Origin of the sequence: Novosphingobium aeonii, from assembly GCF_052279045.1 — a bacterium.
In the GTDB taxonomy this organism is placed as follows: Bacteria; Pseudomonadota; Alphaproteobacteria; order Sphingomonadales; family Sphingomonadaceae; genus Novosphingobium.
The window spans coordinates 1,918,263-1,933,945 of record NZ_CP176833.1 but is presented as its reverse complement, the minus strand read 5'-3'; the positions used below and the strand labels follow the sequence as shown (position 1 = coordinate 1,933,945).

Sequence of the window (15,683 nt, the reverse complement as noted above, 5' to 3'; positions counted from 1 at the left end):
AGGCCGGCCGGTGCGCCTTTCTGTCGTCCTATCGCAGCGATGGTATCGGATGCGGCGGATCGGATGGGGTGGAAACGATGCGGGCAGGAAGAAGATCGCCGGCGCGTTGAGGAGGAACTCCCCCGCGCCGGCAAGGGCTCACTGGTTCTGGGGAACTGCCGCAGCCGGAGCCGGATTCGCGTCAGGAGCCGGCACGGGCGGGCTGGCAGGCGCCGGGGTTTGCCCGGGGCCGGGTTCGGGTGCCTTTTCAGGCGCCGGGCTTTCCTTGCCGCCGGGCGTGGGCAGTGCCGGGCCGTAGACAGGAACGACGTTCTGAAGGTGGCGGCCGTGCAGCGCCTCGATCTCGGCCGCGCGCTGTCTCAGGTAAAGGTCGCGGTAAGTCGTATAGGGATCTTCGTCCTTGCGGATTTCGCCGATCGTCTCATCAAAGGCCGCGCGCTCGCCGAGCTGCGCGAGCACGGTGGCGGGGATGACGAAGGCAGGCTTGTTGAACGGCTTGCCCACCGCGGCAGGCAGCAGCAACTTGTCCACGGTGTCGCCGATGATGTCGCGCAGCGTGGTTGGCCCGACGATGGGCAGGTACATGTAGGGCCCCGGCCCGACGCCGTAATAGCCCAGGACATTGGCAACGCCGTTCGGCCGGTAAGGCAGGTTGAACGGCTTGCGCTTCGCCACGTCCATGATGCCGGCGATTCCCAGCGTGGTGTTGATCGCGAAGCGGCCCGCCGTTTCCGCCGCCTTGCCGGGCTTGAACTGCAACAGGTAGGCGGCGAACACCACCGGCTCGCCCAGGTTTGAGAAGAAGTTGCGCAAACCCTTGCGGACGGGGCGCGGCAGGCCCTTGTTGTAAGCCTTCGCGACCGGCTCGACCACCGCCTTGTCAACGGCCTGCACGGCCTGGAACGACTGGGCGTTGAGATGCTCCAGCGGGTCTCCGGGCGTGTTTGACCCTGCAGTGACGACGATGGTCGATTCTTCATCGCCGGGCGGAGTGCCTTCGCTTCCAGCCGGGGGTGCGGGAAGGGCTGCGCCGGTCGCATCGGCCGGCGTGGCGGGAATTGTCGGAGCTGCCGGATCTGCGGGAGCTGTGGCGGCGCCTGTTGCACCGGGTTCGGCCGGTGACGGCTGAGTGGAACCGGCCACTGCGACATCGGAAGAGGGAAGAGCGGCGACATTCGCGGGCGCATCAGGCGCTGCCTGTCCAAACATCAATGCCACAGCTACGGCCGACAGGCTCATTCAACAGTCCTTCGTGGGCCGCGTGCGAGGGGGGCAGGGCGGCCATCCTGATTTCGCGGCGCACTTGCGATTTCGCAAGGGGGCGCCGGTATTTGGCGCATTCAATGACTGCCGCTGCATTCGCGGCTAGGCGGGATTGCCGCTTTCGTCAATTGATCAGACCCTCTCGCGCGGGCCGCCTGTCGCTCAACCCACGCCATTCGTGGCATTTTCGCCACGAGCGTTCAGTACCTGTCCCTGGGATCCGAAACATCGGGTCCGATCACGGTGCCGACGAAGCCCGTTCCTCGCCATCGGCCTCCTGGCTGAAGGTCATCTCTCCGCCATCGGCGGGTATGGTAAGTGTTACGGGGCCTCGCACATCGCGCGGCCGGGCACCGGCCATGCGATCGTTATCGCTGTCTTCGCGGGCCAGCAGGCCGATGCGGGGCGCGCCGCCGCGCCGGATCAGGCCGAAGAACAGGAACGAGCGGTCCGACTGGACCGCCGAAAGAATGGGGCCGGGCCCGCCCCGATGGGAGCGGACCCGGTTCCAGATCAGAACTTGACGTTCAGGGTCGCAATCGCGGTACGACCGGCTGCCTGGCTCACGTAGTGCGAGGCATAGGCCTTGTCGAAGTAGCGCTTGTTGAACATGTTCTGCACGTTCACCTGAAGCTGGAAGTTCTCGCTGAAGCTGTACGAGGCGTTACCGTCGAAGCGCCAGTACGACGGAGCGTAGCGGGCCAGCTCCTTCGAGATCACGACCACGCCGTTCTGGACGCTGCGGCTGTCGGAATAGCCGCCGTAGACCTTGCCCATGTAGATGGCGCCGCCACCCACGGTGAAGGCTGATGTGACCTTGTAGTTGGTGAAGGCGGTGAAGCTGTGCTCCGGCGTGTTGGGGAAGCGCTTCCCGGTGTTCACGCTGGGCGCATAGACGCCGCTCGTTGCGGTGAAGCCACCGTCAACGATCTTGGAGTCCATGTAGGTATAGCCGCCGAAGACGTTCCATTCGGGCGTGATGTTGCCGTTGAAGCTCAGTTCGATGCCCTTGATCCGGCGTTCGCCGATGAAGGACACGAAGCCGTTGGCGTCCGTGGCGCGGGCATTCTTGGTTTCCGTCTGGAACGCGGCCAGTGTCAGCGCGAGGCTGTCGCTGAACAGGTTCCACTTGGTGCCGACTTCGTAGGACTTGGTCTTCTCGATCTTGAGCGCGTCCGTCAGTTCCTGGGGCGTCTGGGTGGTCGAACCGCTGGTGTTGAGGGCGTTGCCCTCCGAACCGTTGGCCAGGTACGAGCCGGGAGGCGTCGCTGCGGACGAGGTCGAGATGTAGATGCTGCCGTTCGAGGCGGGCTTGAAGATCAGGCCGGCCTGATAGGTCCACAGGTAGTCGTTACGCTCGTACCAGCTGCGGTCCGTGGTCGCGTTCACGGCGAGACCGGGGCTCACGCGGGTTTCGTAGCGATCGAAGCGGCCGCCCAGGTTGATGAGCAGCGAGTCGGTGATGGTGATCGTGTCGAACAGCGAGACCGCCTTGGTGGTGGTCTTCGACAGGGTCCAGGTCTTGGGCAGGCTGCGCTCGATCCCGGCGACGACGTTCGACGCGTCGGAAACGTAGCTGACCCAGGGATCGGACGGGTTCGGATCGGTCAGGCTGGTGCAGTTGTAGCGGTTGGTCGAGTCCGTGCCGCAACGGCCGCCCGTTGCGGTCGTGCCGGTAGCGATAGCCGCGCCGGTTGCCGCGTTGGAGACGTAGCTGCCGTTCTTGGCCTTTTCCTCGCTGAATTCGGCGCTCAGCGCGAAGCTGTTCTTGATGCCGCCGACCTCGAACTGGCCGGACAGGTCGGTCTGGTTCAGCAGGCCGGTGGTTTCGCTGTAGCGCGAGTTCACGCGGCGCCACACCTTGCCGGAATTGGCGACGTTGCCCTGGCTGTCGTCAGGCTGGGTCCAGACGTAGCCCTGGCTGCTCTCGCCGTAGCGCGTGGTGTTGCGCAGGGTGAAGCCGTTGCCGAATTCGTGCTGGGCGCGAACCGTGAAGTTGTTGACGTTGGTCTTGCGGAAATCGCGGTCCACGAGGCCGTAGTACGCGCCCCGGCGGACCTTGGCGCCGGTGGTTTCCGTAACGTCGGAGGGGGCGTTGTTGATGGTGTAGTAATAGGGAATGCCCGAATCCGGCAGTTCGTCGGTTTCGAGGTGGTAGTAGCTGGCCGTCACGCTGGTCGGGCCGTTGAGCCCGATCTTGATGGACGGTGCGACGCCCCAGCGCTTGGACCAGATGGCGTCGCGGCCGGCAACGTCCTGGTCATGCCACATGGCGGCCAGACGCACGCCGACGAGATCGCCCAGCGGCTGGTTGATGTCGATCGTGGCGCGCTTGTAGTCGGCGTTGCCGAGGCTGCCCGAAGCGGCGATGAAGCGGTCCGGTCCCGGCGTCTTGCTGACGAGGTTGATCGAGCCACCGGCGCTGCCGCGCCCGCCCATCGAGCTGTCCGAGCCCTTGACGACTTCGATCTGCTCGATCGCGAAGACTTCGCGGCTCTGGGCGCCGATATCGCGCACGCCGTCAAGATAAGTGCTCGCCTGGCTGTCGGAGCCGCGGATGAACGGACGATCGCCAAGCGGGTTGCCGCCTTCACCGGCGCCGAGCGTGATGCCGGGCACCGTGCGCAGCGCATCGGCGAGGGTGGTGGTGGCGGTGTCCTTGAGCAGCTGTGCCGGGATCACCGTGATCGAGCGCGGCGTATCCACCAGCGGCGCGGTGTACTTCGGCGAATCCGCCTTGTCGGTCTTGTAGCTGCCTTCTTCGATCGCGGTATCGGTGACGGTGACGCCGCCGAGACGCGGGGAAGCGGCCGTGCCGGCCTCCTGCGCGAGAGCGGGCGAGGCCGCGAGGCTCACGCAGCTGAGAGCCAGATAGGCCGGCGCGGCGGTGGACGTCGAGTTACGGAAACGGGACAGAGACACTAAACCCCCCTTTTTGTTGCCAATGCATTTCAGTTCGGGGCGCTAATGCGAATGATTTGCGTTACTGACAAGAGGGAATCGTATTGCTGGGGAAATAAATGCCGCGCCGATTTCCGAAGTGGAAATGGAAATTGGCAACGAAAAAAGGCGCCGTTACCCATATGGCAGCGACGCTTGTTCATTGCGGTAATTCAAAACGACCGGCAGCCGGTTTTCTCGGCTGCTAGTTTCCTCCGTTTCTAATTAATCTTTCTCGTTTTTCCTCAATCGGCTGGGGTAGCGGTAAACGCCGTGTCCGATCTTTTCGACGTAGCCCTGCTTGCCCAGCGTGCTCAGGTATTGATGCGTTATCCCGACAGCCAGGAACTGGGCCGTCGTGGAGATCGGGTTGCGGCGCACGATTTCGAGCGCCCTGGCGCGCAATGTGCCGGGTTCCGGTTCACGTTGTCCGTCCCACAGCGGCTGGCGCCTGACAGGCAGATCGCCCCGGGATTTCGCGGAAAGCGCGCGGTCCACATAGCGGATGCGGAAGCAGGCGTGGCGGTCGGTGTAGTCCTCAAGCAGCGGGGGGCGGGGCGGCAGCCTCCGGCCCTCGTTTTCCAGTTCATCCGCACAGGTCTTGAGCGCCTTCTGGAAATCGTTGGCGAGTTCCCACTCGCCGGACTGCGACGGGCGCTGGAACAGGGTCAGCCTGCTGAGAATGGCCAGTTCGTCATCGTTCACGAAAGCCGAGCCCGGTGCGAAGATCGACAGTCCGTTGGCGATGGCTTCGCGGGCGAGAAGTTCGAAGCCTTCGCGAAGCGCGGGTTGTGGGGAGGCATGCCGTTCGGAACCGGCAGGAGCATCTCCGGGAGCAGCCATGGCGCGCAGCAGCAGGATCACTCGCCGTTCCTGGAAAGCCAGGCTGCCAAGCTGCTTGAGCCCCTGGCCGATGGACGGCCGCGATCGGCCCGAACCGCGGGCAGGGTGTGCCGTTGTTGCAGGGCCTCCCTTCCGGCCATTCGTTTCGGCTGATTGCAGCATGGAATGCCGAGTACCCCGCGGGAGCCACACGCAGGCTGAATCCTGTCGTTCAGGTTCGGTTTAGGTTTCCGGGCCGTCTTGCGGTTCTGCTCGGGTTCCAGCCGTTCGGAGGCCGAAGTTTATGGCGAGCAGCTTTGACAAATCCGCGTGCCGGCACGATCAGGCATGGCGCCGGCCGAGGGGCGGCGGAAAGCGGGAAAGCGAATGTCATGACTCTATCGATTGGCACGGGGCGATGACGCTGATCCCGCGTTCCATCCGCGGGCGGCTGTTGCTCGTCGGTCTCTTGCTGACGGGCATTGCGCTCGTTGCGGCCACTGTCTCGATAGATGCCGTGCTGGATACGCATGTCCGGCGCAGCCTCAACCAGAGCCTGGACGGCCAGATTGCGCTGCTCGCCCGTAGCGTAAGGGCGGATGGTACCGTGGATCGGACCCTGCTTCAGGAGATCGGGCCCTATACCCAGTATCGCAGGGGTTGGGCCTGGCGGATCGAGACACCAAGGCAGGTCTACACCTCGACCGAGAAAATCGGCCAGATCGATTTCCGGGAAGAGGGGCCGACCGGACGAGAGGGGCATTTCGGCGCCCCGCCCGAGATTCTGCGGACTGGGAGCAGCGGGCCGTTCTATGTGCGGATTCTCGAGGAAGACAGGCCGGCCGGTCGGATCAGGATAACCGCGACGGCGCCGCATCTTGTGTACGAGCGGCTCCGAAGCGCCGCGATCATGCCGGTGCTGGTCACGCTGGGCGGCCTGAGCATCGCGCTGCTTCTGGCTTCGCTGGTGCAGTCCCACATCGGGTTGAGGCCGCTGGCCCGCCTCAGGAAGGCGCTGGGCGAAGTGCGGGCGGGGCGGGTCGGTCGCGTTCCGGTGGACCAACCGGTGGAATTGCGCCCGTTCGTGGCCGAACTCAACGACCTGCTGGATGAAAACGAGGCCGCGCTGGCCCGTGCGCGCGGGCACGTGGCCAATCTTGCGCATAGCCTAAAGACCCCGTTGGCCACCCTTTCCGTCAAGCTCAACGATCTGGGTCGCGATCCGGACGGGAAACTGGGCGAACTCGTCGCGCAGATCGACGGCGCCATTCGGCATCACCTTGGCCGCGCCCGCGCCGCCTCGCCCGGCGCGCCGGGGCGGATCGCCGTCCTGCTGGCGCCGGCGGTGGCGGACCTGATCGATGCGCTGGGCCGGATCCATGCCGATCGCGGGGTGAGATTCGAGAACGGGATCGCATCCGATCTCACGGTGAAATGCGATCCGCAGGACCTTACCGAAATGCTTGGAAACCTGCTGGACAATGCGGCGAAGTGGGCGGCCTCGACGATCGTGGTGACGGGCGAATGGAACGGCGGGCAGGTTCAGGTGAGGATCGACGACGATGGCCCGGGCCTTGGCCAGGCGGTGATCGAGCAGGCCCTTGTCCCCGGGCGGCGTCTGGACGAGCGGGAGGACGGCCACGGCTTCGGGCTGCCGATCGCGCGCGAACTGGCCGAATTGCACGGAGGGTCGCTTGAACTCGGCGCTTCGCCGCTTGGCGGATTGCGGGTGATCCTGTCGCTTCCCGGCTGAGCGTCCGAGGGCAGGGCCGAGGGCAGGGCCGAGCGGTCAGGCGGCAGGCAGGCCGAGGCGGTAGCCCCGTCCGCGCACGGTCTGGATCATGTCGGACCCGACCTTGCGGCGCAGGCGTCCGATGATGACCTCCAGCGAGTTGGAATCGACGTCGGCGTCGTATTCGTAGGCCTTGTCGATCAGTTCGCGGCGTTCCACGACCATGTCCTTGCGCAGCATGAGCGCCGAAAGAACCCGCCATTCGAAAGCGGTCAGGCGCAGGGGCAACCCGTCCATCTCGAAATGGCCGAGTTGCACGTCGAACGTGAGCGAGCCGCATTTTATCCGCGTGGCCGCATGGCCGCGCGAACGGCGCACGAGGGCGCGCAGCCGCATCACCAGTTCCTGCACCCGGAAGGGCTTGATGAGATAGTCGTCGGCGCCGGCCTTGAAACCGGCCACCTTTTCCGACCAGGCATCGCGGGCGGTCAGGATCAGCACCGGCAGGTCCAGTTCGTCCGCGCGCCAGTTCTGCAGCACGGTAATCCCGTCCACCTTGGGCAGGCCGAGGTCGAGAACGGCGGCGTCATAGCGTTCGGTGGCGCCGAGATGGCGGCCGTCCTCGCCATCGTTGGCGATGTCGACGGCGAAGTTTTCCGCGCGCAGCGTCCGGGCAATCTCCTCGGCAAGAGGCTGATCGTCTTCAACGACTAGGACACGCATTGCTTACCTCCACGGAAAGGTCTCCTTGGCCCGCCGTGCAACGGCGGGCAAGGAATTTCCCGTGGCATTTGGCGCGAAGGCCGCTTTCAGCTTCCGACGATGATGCCGCCGTTGGGGTGAAGGACCTGCCCGCTCATGTAGCTTGCATCCTCGCAGGCCAGGAACAGGAACGAGGGCGCCACTTCGTTGGGCTGGCCGGGGCGGCCCATCGGCGTATCCTCTCCGAAATGCTCCAGCTTCTCCTCGCTCGCGCCGCCGCAGGGGTTGAGCGGCGTCCAGATCGGACCGGGCGCGACTGCGTTCACGCGGATGCCTTCGCCGACGAGGTTTTCCGAAAGCGAACGGGTGAATGCGGTGATCGCCCCCTTTGTGGCGCTGTAGTCGAGAAGTTCCCTGCTGCCCTTGTACATGGTCACGCTGGTGCAGTTGACGATGCTCGCACCGGCCTTGAGGTGTGGGCGCGCGGCCTGGGTCATGAAGAACATGCCGAAGATATTGGTCTGGAACGTGCGGCGTAGCTGTTCCTCGGTGATATCGGTAATGTCCTTGTCGGGATGCTGTTCTCCCGCGTTGTTGACCAATACGTCGATCCGGCCGAAACTCTCGATGGTCTGGCGCACCGCGAGTTCGCAGGCATCGGGGGATCCGATATCGGCGCGTATGGTGATGGCGCGGCGGCCTTCCGCCTCGACGATCCGCTTCGTTTCCGCCGCGTCCTCGTCCTCGCTCAGATAGAGGATCGCGATGTCGGCGCCCTCCCGCGCGAAAAGTGCGGCCACGGCCCGGCCGATCCCGCTGTCCGCTCCGGTGACGATTGCAACCCTGTCCTGGAGGCGGGCTGAGCCGGGATAGCGGGGTTGCCACTCCGGCTGGGGCTGAAGTTGGTTTTCGTCGCCCGGAAGGGCATCTTCGTGGATCATTTCCTGGATTTCGGCCACGGCGGTCTCCTTTCGGTTCGAACCCTCCACGCCGGACCCAACGTGCGGACGGCTTCGCAGTTTCGCCATTCCATCGTGCTGCGACGGGCCGTTCGCGGGGTCGGCCAGTCGGCGTCTTCCGCGGGATAGGGCTGTCCGGGCGGGAACCCGGAGCGCGGCCGCGTCATTGCATGGGCATGCCATTCGCGGGAGATGCCGAATGCCCCAAGGTGACAAGAGCAGCTATACCGACAAGCAGAAGCGCAAGGCCGCCCATATCGAGGAAAGCTACGAGCAGCGCGGCGTCAGCACGGAAGAAGCGGAGCGACGCGCATGGGCCACCGTGAACAAGGAATCCGGCGGCGGCAACAAGTCCGGCTCCGGGCGCGGGAAGGCCGATACCCATGCCTCCTCCTCACGCGGGGGGAAGGCGCACAAGTCGGGCTCGGCCGAACAACGCTCGGCGGCGGCGCGGAAAGGGTGGGATACCCGCAGGCGGAGCGGGAAAGCCTGATCGCTGCATGCCCGTTTTGCGGCGAAGCGCTATTTCCATATCGCATTGAGTGCGGGGAGCAGGTGATCCCGGTGCTCTGGGGGAACCCTTTCCAGCAGTCCCTGCTCGAACTGCTGGATCAGGGCGCCGACGACCGTCATCTTCGCTTCCCCTTCGGCCGAGAGCACGACGGCCTGCGATTTGCCGTCGATCGGCTGGCGGCGGATGAGCCCGGCACTTTCGAGCCGGTTGAGCAAGGGCACCATATTGGCGCGCTGAATATCCAGCGCCTTGCCGATCTGGCTGGCGGTCAGGTCGGAACGTCCCTGAATCATCACCAGCACCGCCGCTTCGGTGACCCGCAGGTTCTCCGGCTCCAGCAGGTTGCCGAGTTCACCCATCACCGCATTTGCCGCCCGGCGCAGTGCATAACCGGGGAAGGTCGCGAGCAGGTCATTCAAGGGAAGTCTCTCCAAATGCTATTGACGATAACAATCTGTTTGTTATGAAACAGAGCAAACACGTCAATGACCCGATGAGGATTGCCATGCAAGATCGCAGTGAACACGATACCGTTTCCTACACTATCGAAAACCGCGTGGCATGGGTCTCCTTCTCGCGGCCGGAAAAGCGCAATTGCATGAGCCCCAGGCTCAACCGGCGCATGGGCGAGGTTCTCAGGGAACTGGAGTTCCGGGATGACGTGGGCGTGCTGGTGCTTACCGGCGAAGGCACGTCCTGGTCTGCGGGAATGGACCTCAAGGAATATTTCCGCGAGAACGAGGAAAAGGGGCTTGGCGCCACGCGTGAGGCGCAGCGCGAGGCTTACAGCTGGTGGGAGCGCCTGCGCTGGTATGAGAAGCCGACCGTGGCGATGGTCAACGGCTGGTGCTTCGGCGGCGCCTATGGGCCGCTGTTCGGCTGCGACCTTGCGGTGGCGGCGGAAGATGCGCAGTTCGGCCTTTCGGAAATCAACTGGGGCATCCTGCCCGGCGGCGGGGCCAGCAAGATCATCACCGAACTGACCGGCTTCCGCAACGCCATGTATCACGCCATGATGGGCGAGAACGTGGACGGCAGGAAAGCGGCCGAATGGGGCCTCGTCAACGAAGCGGTTCCCGCCGACCGCCTCAAGGCCCGCGTTACCGAAATCGCGCAGGTCCTGCTCGGCAAGAACCCCGAGGCGCTGCGTGCCACCAAGTGGGCGATCCGCCGCGTGCGCGAAATGAGCTACGACAACGCGGAGGATTACCTGATCCGTGCGCAGGAAGCCGCCAACTACTTCGACGGCGAAGGGCGCAAGGAGGCGACGCGGCAGTTCATCGACGACAAGTCCTTCAAGCCCGGCCTCGGCGCCTACGACGTCAGCAAGAGGCGCTGACCGTCACTCCACGACGATCCGGGCGCGGGCGAGGTTCTGGATGCGCGCGAAGGCGGTCTGGCGATCGCCTTCGCGCTGGGACGCGGCGCGAAGCACGGCGAAGTAGGTGCCGGCCCGGTCGTAGACATGGGTGGCCGAAACGGTGGCTTTCGCCTTGTTGCCGGCGGGAAGCGTGGCGGGAGCCTCGAATGTGCCGTCGCCCTCGAAGTCCCACTCTGCCGAGACGACCGATCCGCTGCCGGGCGGGACTTCGATCGTGGCAGTGAGCCTGACGGGAGTGCCGGCCTTGATCCGGGCCAGTGCCCCGCCGTTCGCGGCAAGGGTGATGACGGGCTGGATGCCCTTGCGGGCCGCGGCGGACGCGGGCGTCACCACTTGTCCGTCCTCGATGTGATAGGAGGTGGAGGCGGGCGGGGCTTTGCCCTGTTCGACCCATGCGGCAAGATCGCGCAGGGCCTGTTGCAGCATGCCGATATAGGACACCACCCGCGAGGGATCGTCCTGACGGGTCTGGTCCCCGTGCAGTGCGCGGTCGGTGTACCAGATGCGGAAGCGTTCATCCGCTGCCGCGCCGGCGTATGCCTTCACGCGCGAGCGATACCAGTCCCCCTGCCAGGGCAGGGCTTCGCGGTCCCACAGGTTCTCCACCAGTATCACCTTGCCGTCGAACTTGCCGGACGGCACCGAGCCGGCGGCGTTCTTCGTGAACAGCGGGCCGAGCAGCATCGGGCGCTGGGCGTGGAGCGGCTTGCCCTGTGCATCGGTGAACTGCTTCCAGACCGGGTACTCCGCAAGGTCCGGCACCTGGTGGCTGTGATAGCTTTGCACCGCGAGGATGTCGCTGTTGTCCAGCCGCACCGGGTCGCCCGCCCTTATCGTCGCGAGCAGGCGCGGGTCGTTGATGCCGAGCATGGCCAGATCGCCGTGCACGTCGGAAAGAACCACCTTCTTGCCCGAAGCGAGAACGAGATCGGACAGCAGCAGGGCCTTCGAAGTGGAACTGTCGGCCAGCCGCACCGCGACCGGCATCTCGCCCGCCGAATGGAGCCCCATGGCCTGCCATGCCAGATCCGCCGTGCCCTTGGCGGTGCCGGGCGTATGGCCAGGGTCGATGTCGAGCGTCTTCGCCTTGTCCGCGCTGATGACTTCGACAACGCGGGTGGCGAGTTGCACCCGGTCCGCCTTGTAGAGTTCGGGGCTGTCGTGCCCCTCGTAGCCCGGCTTGGTCCAGAAATCGGTGAAATAGGAGGCATCTGCCATGCGGATGCCGCCGAACAGCAGGGCGAAGGCATGCGGTCCCATCGTGCGCCATGCGTACCATGACCTGGGCTGGAACCCCATGGCGGTTACTTCGCGCAAGGCTGCCTTCTGCTCGTCGTCCAGCCCGGAATAGGGATCTCCGCTGCCGCCCGCATCGAGCGCATCGACCACGCCGTCGAGCTTCTCGCCCAGGACGCGCATGGCCTTGAGGCGCACGGTGAACATGTTGGGGATCGCCATCGGCGAGCCGAGCACATAGGGCACCGCGCCGTCCCACACGCCCCGCGTGTTCTCCAGCGAGCCCAGCGTGCGATAGGCTCCGCCGCTGCCGCCATAGGCATAGCCGTAGATTTGCTTGCGCGCGCCGTAGACCTGCGCCGCCACGAAGCGCGAGAACCGGGCCGAGGCGGCATTCGCCCGGAAGGCGCCGATGGTCAGGTCACCACCGCCCATCGGGTCTGCCGCCTTGGCGCCGCCGCCGTTGGTTTCGATGAAGTAGGCCCCGCTCGTCATGGCGGCGCCGATGCGGTCTTCCTCGCCGGTCAGACCCTGGGAAAGGGTCTCGCTGTCGGGCACGGGGGTGATGTACTGGAAGAAACGCCCCTGCCATGACCTGGCCGCCGGGAAATAGAACGAGAAGCGCGTGTCGGTACCCTCGAACCCGCCATGGACGTAGCGATAGGCGGTGCCGTTGTTGGTGCGCGGTTCGTCCCGGTCGATGAAGGGGCGGGCAAAGAGAGCGTCCTCATCGCCGTACCCCTGCACGGAAAGACCGGCGGCGGCTGCCGCCACGGTGGGAGCTTCAGCCGATCCCGGCGCCGCAGCCGACAGGAACGTTGCCAGCACCACGGCGGACACCGCCCATTTCGCCGCGTTCTTCTGCAAGATCACCGTCCACATGCTCCCAAATGAGACCCGCCTCTGGTCCGGGCGGTCGGGAGGCGTTGTGGCACGGTCGATGGCGATATGCAGGCGTCTGCCTATCGCCCCACCGATTTCCGGTTGTCCGTTCAGCCGGCTGGTTCAGGCGCCGCGAGCAGGGCCAGAAGCGCGAAGCTCGCCAGCCAGTGCTCACCCATGTAGTCCCCCTCGACATGGGCCATTGCCGCTTCGAGATGCCGCTCGGCGGCGTCGACGGCGATGGCGCGGGCATTTCCCCCGCCTTCCCCGCCGCCGATGGCCGGGGCAAGCTGGCGCCAGGCCCAGGCGCGGCTGAGGTTCAGCCCGTCGAGATGGGCAATCTTGCCGTCGCTGCGATCGCTGACATGAGCCGGGCTGAAGAGGCTGGCCGGGCGGCGCTCGGCGATGTGGGGCAGGAACAGGGCGAACCAATCCGCAAAAGCGGCATCGCCGAGCGACCGCCGCATGAGCAGCGCCTCGCTGAGCGCGGAGGAGAGGAATTCGTCGCCGCCCGGCTCCCACGCCTGGCAGTCCTCGTCCTTGCCGAACCATGCCGCCGCCCTGGCGCGGATTTGTGCCGCGAGTTCGCCGTCGAAGGCGTCTGCCCACTCCAGTGCCAGCGTCAGGGCGAAGCTGCTGTTGAAGTGCGTGCCCGTGCGGATCGGATATGTCAGGATGCCGAGGTAGTGGCCCAGCCGGGCGGCAAAGGCGCGGGCCAGCGGTTCGAGGCGCGCGGCCCAGGGCCTGTCTGCGTGGCGCGAGGCTTCGAGATGAAGATAGAGCAGCCAGCCCCAGCCATAGGGCCGCTCGAACCCGCCGGCGTTGGGCCGGTCCAGATAGGCCAGTTCGGCGGCGAGCTTGTCCTCGGCAAAGGTCTCGTCCGCGCGTTCGCGCACCATGGCGGCTTCCGGAAGGTCGGCGTGAAGCCGCCGCAAGGTGAGAAGCGTCCACCAGCCGTGGACGCAGCTGTGCCAGTCGAAACTGCCGTGGAACGCGGGATGCAGCGCACGGGGCGGCAGCACGTCGGCATCGGTGTTCATCACGTGGTCGAGCTTGTGCGGATATTCCCGGCCGACATGGCCGAGGGCAATGCGCATGAAACGCGAGGCGGTTTCGGGCGTGAGGATCATAGCAGGAATCCGGCGATGTAGAGGATGAGGATGTTGCAGACGAGCAGGGGCAGGGCCGTGCCGACCTGACGGCGGATCACGCCGTATTCGTCCTTGAGTTCGAGCAGGGCGGCGGGGACCATGTTGAAGTTCGCCGCCATCGGGGTCAGCAGCGTGCCGCAGAATCCCGCCAGCATGCCGACCGCGCCGACCACCGCGGGATCGCCGCCATGCGCGCGGATCAGGATCGGCACGCCGATGGCGCTGGCCATGACAGGGAAGGCGGCAAAGGCATTGCCCATGATGATGGTGAACAGCGCCATGCCCAGCGCGAAAATCACCACCGCGAGGAAGACGTTGCCTTCCGGCAGCACCGCCAGGCTCATCGCGCCCACCGCGCTGCCGACACCGGCAGCCGTGAATACCGCGCCAAGCGCTGCCAGCATCTGCGGCAGCAGTGCGGCCCAGCCGATGGAGTCCATCAGGCGTCGGCCTTCCTCGACCGGCGCGGAAAGCGGGGGCTTGAGCCGGATCATCGTTGCTGCAAGAGCGATGGCGACGCCCGCGACGAGGAGTACCAGCGTCACCCAGCGCGGATCGATCAGCCCGGTCTTGCCGAGCGGAGAGTAGCTGAACAGCAGCGTTCCGGCGAAGGCGGTCACCGGGATCACCAGCGCGGGAAGGAACAGTTTCGAGCCGAGCTTCGCCGACCAGACTTCGCGTTCTCCGGCGGATGTCGTGTGCGGGCGGCCGTGGCCGAGGCAGCGAAATCCGGCGAGAGCGACCAGCAGCAGTACGAGGATGCCGTTGCCGAAGTCTCCCAGCAGGTCGCCGAACAGGAAGCTCACCGCGACAAGCCCCCAGAACGCGGCATTGCCCCAGCGCTTCGGATTGGCCTGATCGAAGGCGCTGGCGATGGCAAAGGCCGCGAAGACGAGCCCGGCGACGAAGTAGAGTTCTGCGATGCCGATCATGCCGCCGCGCTCCGGGCCTTGCGGCGCAGGCGGCGGGCGAACAGGCGGATGCGAAGGGCGTGGATCGCAAAGGCGCAGACCGCGGTCGGGATCGCCCAGAGCGAGAGATGGATCGGCGCCAGTTCGATGCCCTCGCCGCGCAGCACGCCCTGGATCAGCAGGATCGAGCCGATGGCGATGAAGATATCCTCGCCGAAGAACACGCCGACGTTGTCGGTTGCCGCGGCCATGGCCTTGACCTCTTCGAGATCGTCATCGGTAATGTCGGGGTTCTCCTTGCGCGCGGCGGCTTCGGCCATCGGTGCCAGCAGCGGGCGAACCGTTTGCGGATGTCCGGCCACGGAAACGAGGCCCAGCGCCGCAAGGCCCTGGCGGAAGGCGAGGTATCCGACCAGCAGCCGGCCCACGGTAGCCCCGCGCATGGATTCGATCAGGCCGCGTGCGCGCTGCTGCAATCCGAACCGTTCGAGCAGGCCGATCACCGGCAGCACGACGTAGACCACGGTGACGAAGCGATTGTCGTTGAAGCCCTTGCCCAGCAGCGAAACCACCGCGACGAGGTCCATCCCGCCGAGCAGTCCGGTGAGGATCGCCGCCACGGCCACCACGAGCAGCGGGTTGAACCGCATGGCGAAGCCGATCACCACGACGAGAATGCCGGCAAGCGGCCAGTAGTCGATCTGCCACTGCGGCATTTTTCATCAGATCCCACGTTTTCGAGTGCGATCGTAGAAGCTGCCTTTCGGCTGGAATGTCAATTTGTTGATGGCGGCCGAAGTACGGCGGGCTGCCCCAACTGGCCGGTGGTCAAGGAAAATTTCTCTGCGTGTCCGGGGATGGAGGATACATCGGCACGGCGATTTCCTGCGTGGTTGCCTCCTGGGGGCGGAGATGATCGGGGATGACATGTCCCTTGACCTGCGATGTAAAACTTTGATCCAGCAGCGTTCTTCGTGTTGGATTCTTGCGCGGGATGGCGGATTTCCGATCCTATTGTTCCGTAATGGGTCAGGAACTTAGCGCGACGTTTCGTTGCTTTATCTCGCTTCGGTGATATCGTCGAACAAAGGCACTCGAAAATATCGAGGCCGTGAGGGAGATGATGGGATGAAGAGGGCAACCGGCTAATCGAAACTTCGAAGGTCTGCGTATCTTGGCGTTGAACGAAA

General features: G+C 65.3%; 13 protein-coding genes. 3 read left to right on the top strand and 10 right to left on the bottom strand.

Annotated features, from left to right (window positions below):
* Nucleotides 1-138: 138 nt before the first annotated feature.
* From ACLIMP_RS23905 to ACLIMP_RS23895, 3 genes are all read right to left on the bottom strand, one after another.
* Nucleotides 139-1,239 (bottom strand): MlaA family lipoprotein, encoded by a 1,101-nt coding sequence (locus ACLIMP_RS23905; RefSeq protein ID WP_324699241.1) that lies wholly within the window; start codon nt 1,237-1,239, stop codon nt 139-141.
* A 537-nt stretch (nt 1,240-1,776) separates the two neighbouring features.
* A complete protein-coding gene (locus ACLIMP_RS23900) occupies nt 1,777-4,185 on the bottom strand; it encodes a TonB-dependent receptor (protein WP_443478494.1) in 2,409 nt (802 codons plus the stop codon).
* Between the two features lie 243 nt (nt 4,186-4,428).
* Nucleotides 4,429-5,067, bottom strand: a complete 639-nt coding sequence (locus tag ACLIMP_RS23895; RefSeq protein WP_165913287.1) for a type IV toxin-antitoxin system AbiEi family antitoxin domain-containing protein — start codon at nt 5,065-5,067, stop codon at nt 4,429-4,431.
* Nucleotides 5,068-5,443: 376 nt separating this feature from the next.
* On the opposite strand from ACLIMP_RS23895, the gene ACLIMP_RS23890 reads away from it, so the two are divergent.
* Nucleotides 5,444-6,778 carry a sensor histidine kinase gene (locus tag ACLIMP_RS23890; RefSeq protein WP_324699244.1) on the top strand — a complete coding sequence of 445 codons (1,335 nt, stop codon included), beginning with the start codon at nt 5,444-5,446 and terminating at the stop codon, nt 6,776-6,778.
* 36 nt (nt 6,779-6,814) lie between these two features.
* Here the strand turns inward: ACLIMP_RS23890 and ACLIMP_RS23885 are convergent, their stop codons facing one another.
* The gene (locus ACLIMP_RS23885) at nt 6,815-7,480 is read right to left on the bottom strand and encodes a response regulator (protein WP_185999314.1); all 666 of its coding nucleotides are present in this window, start codon (nt 7,478-7,480) and stop codon (nt 6,815-6,817) included.
* Between the two features lie 86 nt (nt 7,481-7,566).
* Nucleotides 7,567-8,400, bottom strand: coding sequence for an SDR family oxidoreductase (locus ACLIMP_RS23880; protein ID WP_221937383.1), 834 nt, complete (start codon nt 8,398-8,400; stop codon nt 7,567-7,569).
* A 217-nt stretch (nt 8,401-8,617) separates the two neighbouring features.
* On the opposite strand from ACLIMP_RS23880, the gene ACLIMP_RS23875 reads away from it, so the two are divergent.
* Nucleotides 8,618-8,911 carry a hypothetical protein gene (locus ACLIMP_RS23875; RefSeq protein ID WP_054437377.1) on the top strand — a complete coding sequence of 98 codons (294 nt, stop codon included), beginning with the start codon at nt 8,618-8,620 and terminating at the stop codon, nt 8,909-8,911.
* Nucleotides 8,912-8,940: 29 nt separating this feature from the next.
* Here the strand turns inward: ACLIMP_RS23875 and ACLIMP_RS23870 are convergent, their stop codons facing one another.
* Nucleotides 8,941-9,351: a MarR family winged helix-turn-helix transcriptional regulator gene (locus ACLIMP_RS23870; RefSeq protein ID WP_243692702.1), complete on the bottom strand. Its 411-nt coding sequence runs from the start codon at nt 9,349-9,351 to the stop codon at nt 8,941-8,943.
* Between the two features lie 86 nt (nt 9,352-9,437).
* Between ACLIMP_RS23870 and ACLIMP_RS23865 the strand changes: the two genes are divergently transcribed.
* Nucleotides 9,438-10,271, top strand: coding sequence for a p-hydroxycinnamoyl CoA hydratase/lyase (locus ACLIMP_RS23865; RefSeq protein WP_324699245.1), 834 nt, complete (start codon nt 9,438-9,440; stop codon nt 10,269-10,271).
* Between the two features lie 3 nt (nt 10,272-10,274).
* Here the strand turns inward: ACLIMP_RS23865 and ACLIMP_RS23860 are convergent, their stop codons facing one another.
* The 4 genes from ACLIMP_RS23860 to ACLIMP_RS23845 all read right to left on the bottom strand — a co-directional run bounded on the left by ACLIMP_RS23860 (nt 10,275) and on the right by ACLIMP_RS23845 (nt 15,209).
* The gene (locus ACLIMP_RS23860) at nt 10,275-12,431 is read right to left on the bottom strand and encodes a PKD domain-containing protein (protein ID WP_443478493.1); all 2,157 of its coding nucleotides are present in this window, start codon (nt 12,429-12,431) and stop codon (nt 10,275-10,277) included.
* Between the two features lie 110 nt (nt 12,432-12,541).
* Entirely contained in the window at nt 12,542-13,561 is a 1,020-nt protein-coding gene (locus tag ACLIMP_RS23855) for a DUF2891 domain-containing protein (RefSeq protein WP_324699247.1), read from the bottom strand.
* Nucleotides 13,558-14,514, bottom strand: coding sequence for a DUF979 domain-containing protein (locus ACLIMP_RS23850; RefSeq protein WP_443478492.1), 957 nt, complete (start codon nt 14,512-14,514; stop codon nt 13,558-13,560). The genes ACLIMP_RS23855 and ACLIMP_RS23850 overlap by 4 nt, the downstream gene beginning before the upstream one ends.
* The gene (locus tag ACLIMP_RS23845; RefSeq protein WP_443478491.1) at nt 14,511-15,209 is read right to left on the bottom strand and encodes a DUF969 domain-containing protein; all 699 of its coding nucleotides are present in this window, start codon (nt 15,207-15,209) and stop codon (nt 14,511-14,513) included. The genes ACLIMP_RS23850 and ACLIMP_RS23845 overlap by 4 nt, the downstream gene beginning before the upstream one ends.
* Nucleotides 15,210-15,683: the final 474 nt, after the last annotated feature.

Excerpts from the sequence above, each read along its gene's own strand:
- ACLIMP_RS23850 (WP_443478492.1), bottom strand. The coding sequence starts at position 14,514 with ATGATCGGCATCGCAGAACTCTACTTCGTCGCCGGGCTCGTCTTCGCG.
- ACLIMP_RS23875 (WP_054437377.1), top strand. The coding sequence starts at position 8,618 with ATGCCCCAAGGTGACAAGAGCAGCTATACCGACAAGCAGAAGCGCAAG.
- ACLIMP_RS23865 (WP_324699245.1), top strand. The coding sequence starts at position 9,438 with ATGCAAGATCGCAGTGAACACGATACCGTTTCCTACACTATCGAAAAC.
- ACLIMP_RS23855 (WP_324699247.1), bottom strand. The coding sequence starts at position 13,561 with ATGATCCTCACGCCCGAAACCGCCTCGCGTTTCATGCGCATTGCCCTC.
- ACLIMP_RS23845 (WP_443478491.1), bottom strand. The coding sequence starts at position 15,209 with ATGCCGCAGTGGCAGATCGACTACTGGCCGCTTGCCGGCATTCTCGTC.
- ACLIMP_RS23880 (WP_221937383.1), bottom strand. The coding sequence starts at position 8,400 with ATGATCCACGAAGATGCCCTTCCGGGCGACGAAAACCAACTTCAGCCC.
- ACLIMP_RS23890 (WP_324699244.1), top strand. The coding sequence starts at position 5,444 with ATGACGCTGATCCCGCGTTCCATCCGCGGGCGGCTGTTGCTCGTCGGT.
- ACLIMP_RS23905 (WP_324699241.1), bottom strand. The coding sequence starts at position 1,239 with ATGAGCCTGTCGGCCGTAGCTGTGGCATTGATGTTTGGACAGGCAGCG.
- ACLIMP_RS23860 (WP_443478493.1), bottom strand. The coding sequence starts at position 12,431 with ATGTGGACGGTGATCTTGCAGAAGAACGCGGCGAAATGGGCGGTGTCC.
- ACLIMP_RS23885 (WP_185999314.1), bottom strand. The coding sequence starts at position 7,480 with ATGCGTGTCCTAGTCGTTGAAGACGATCAGCCTCTTGCCGAGGAGATT.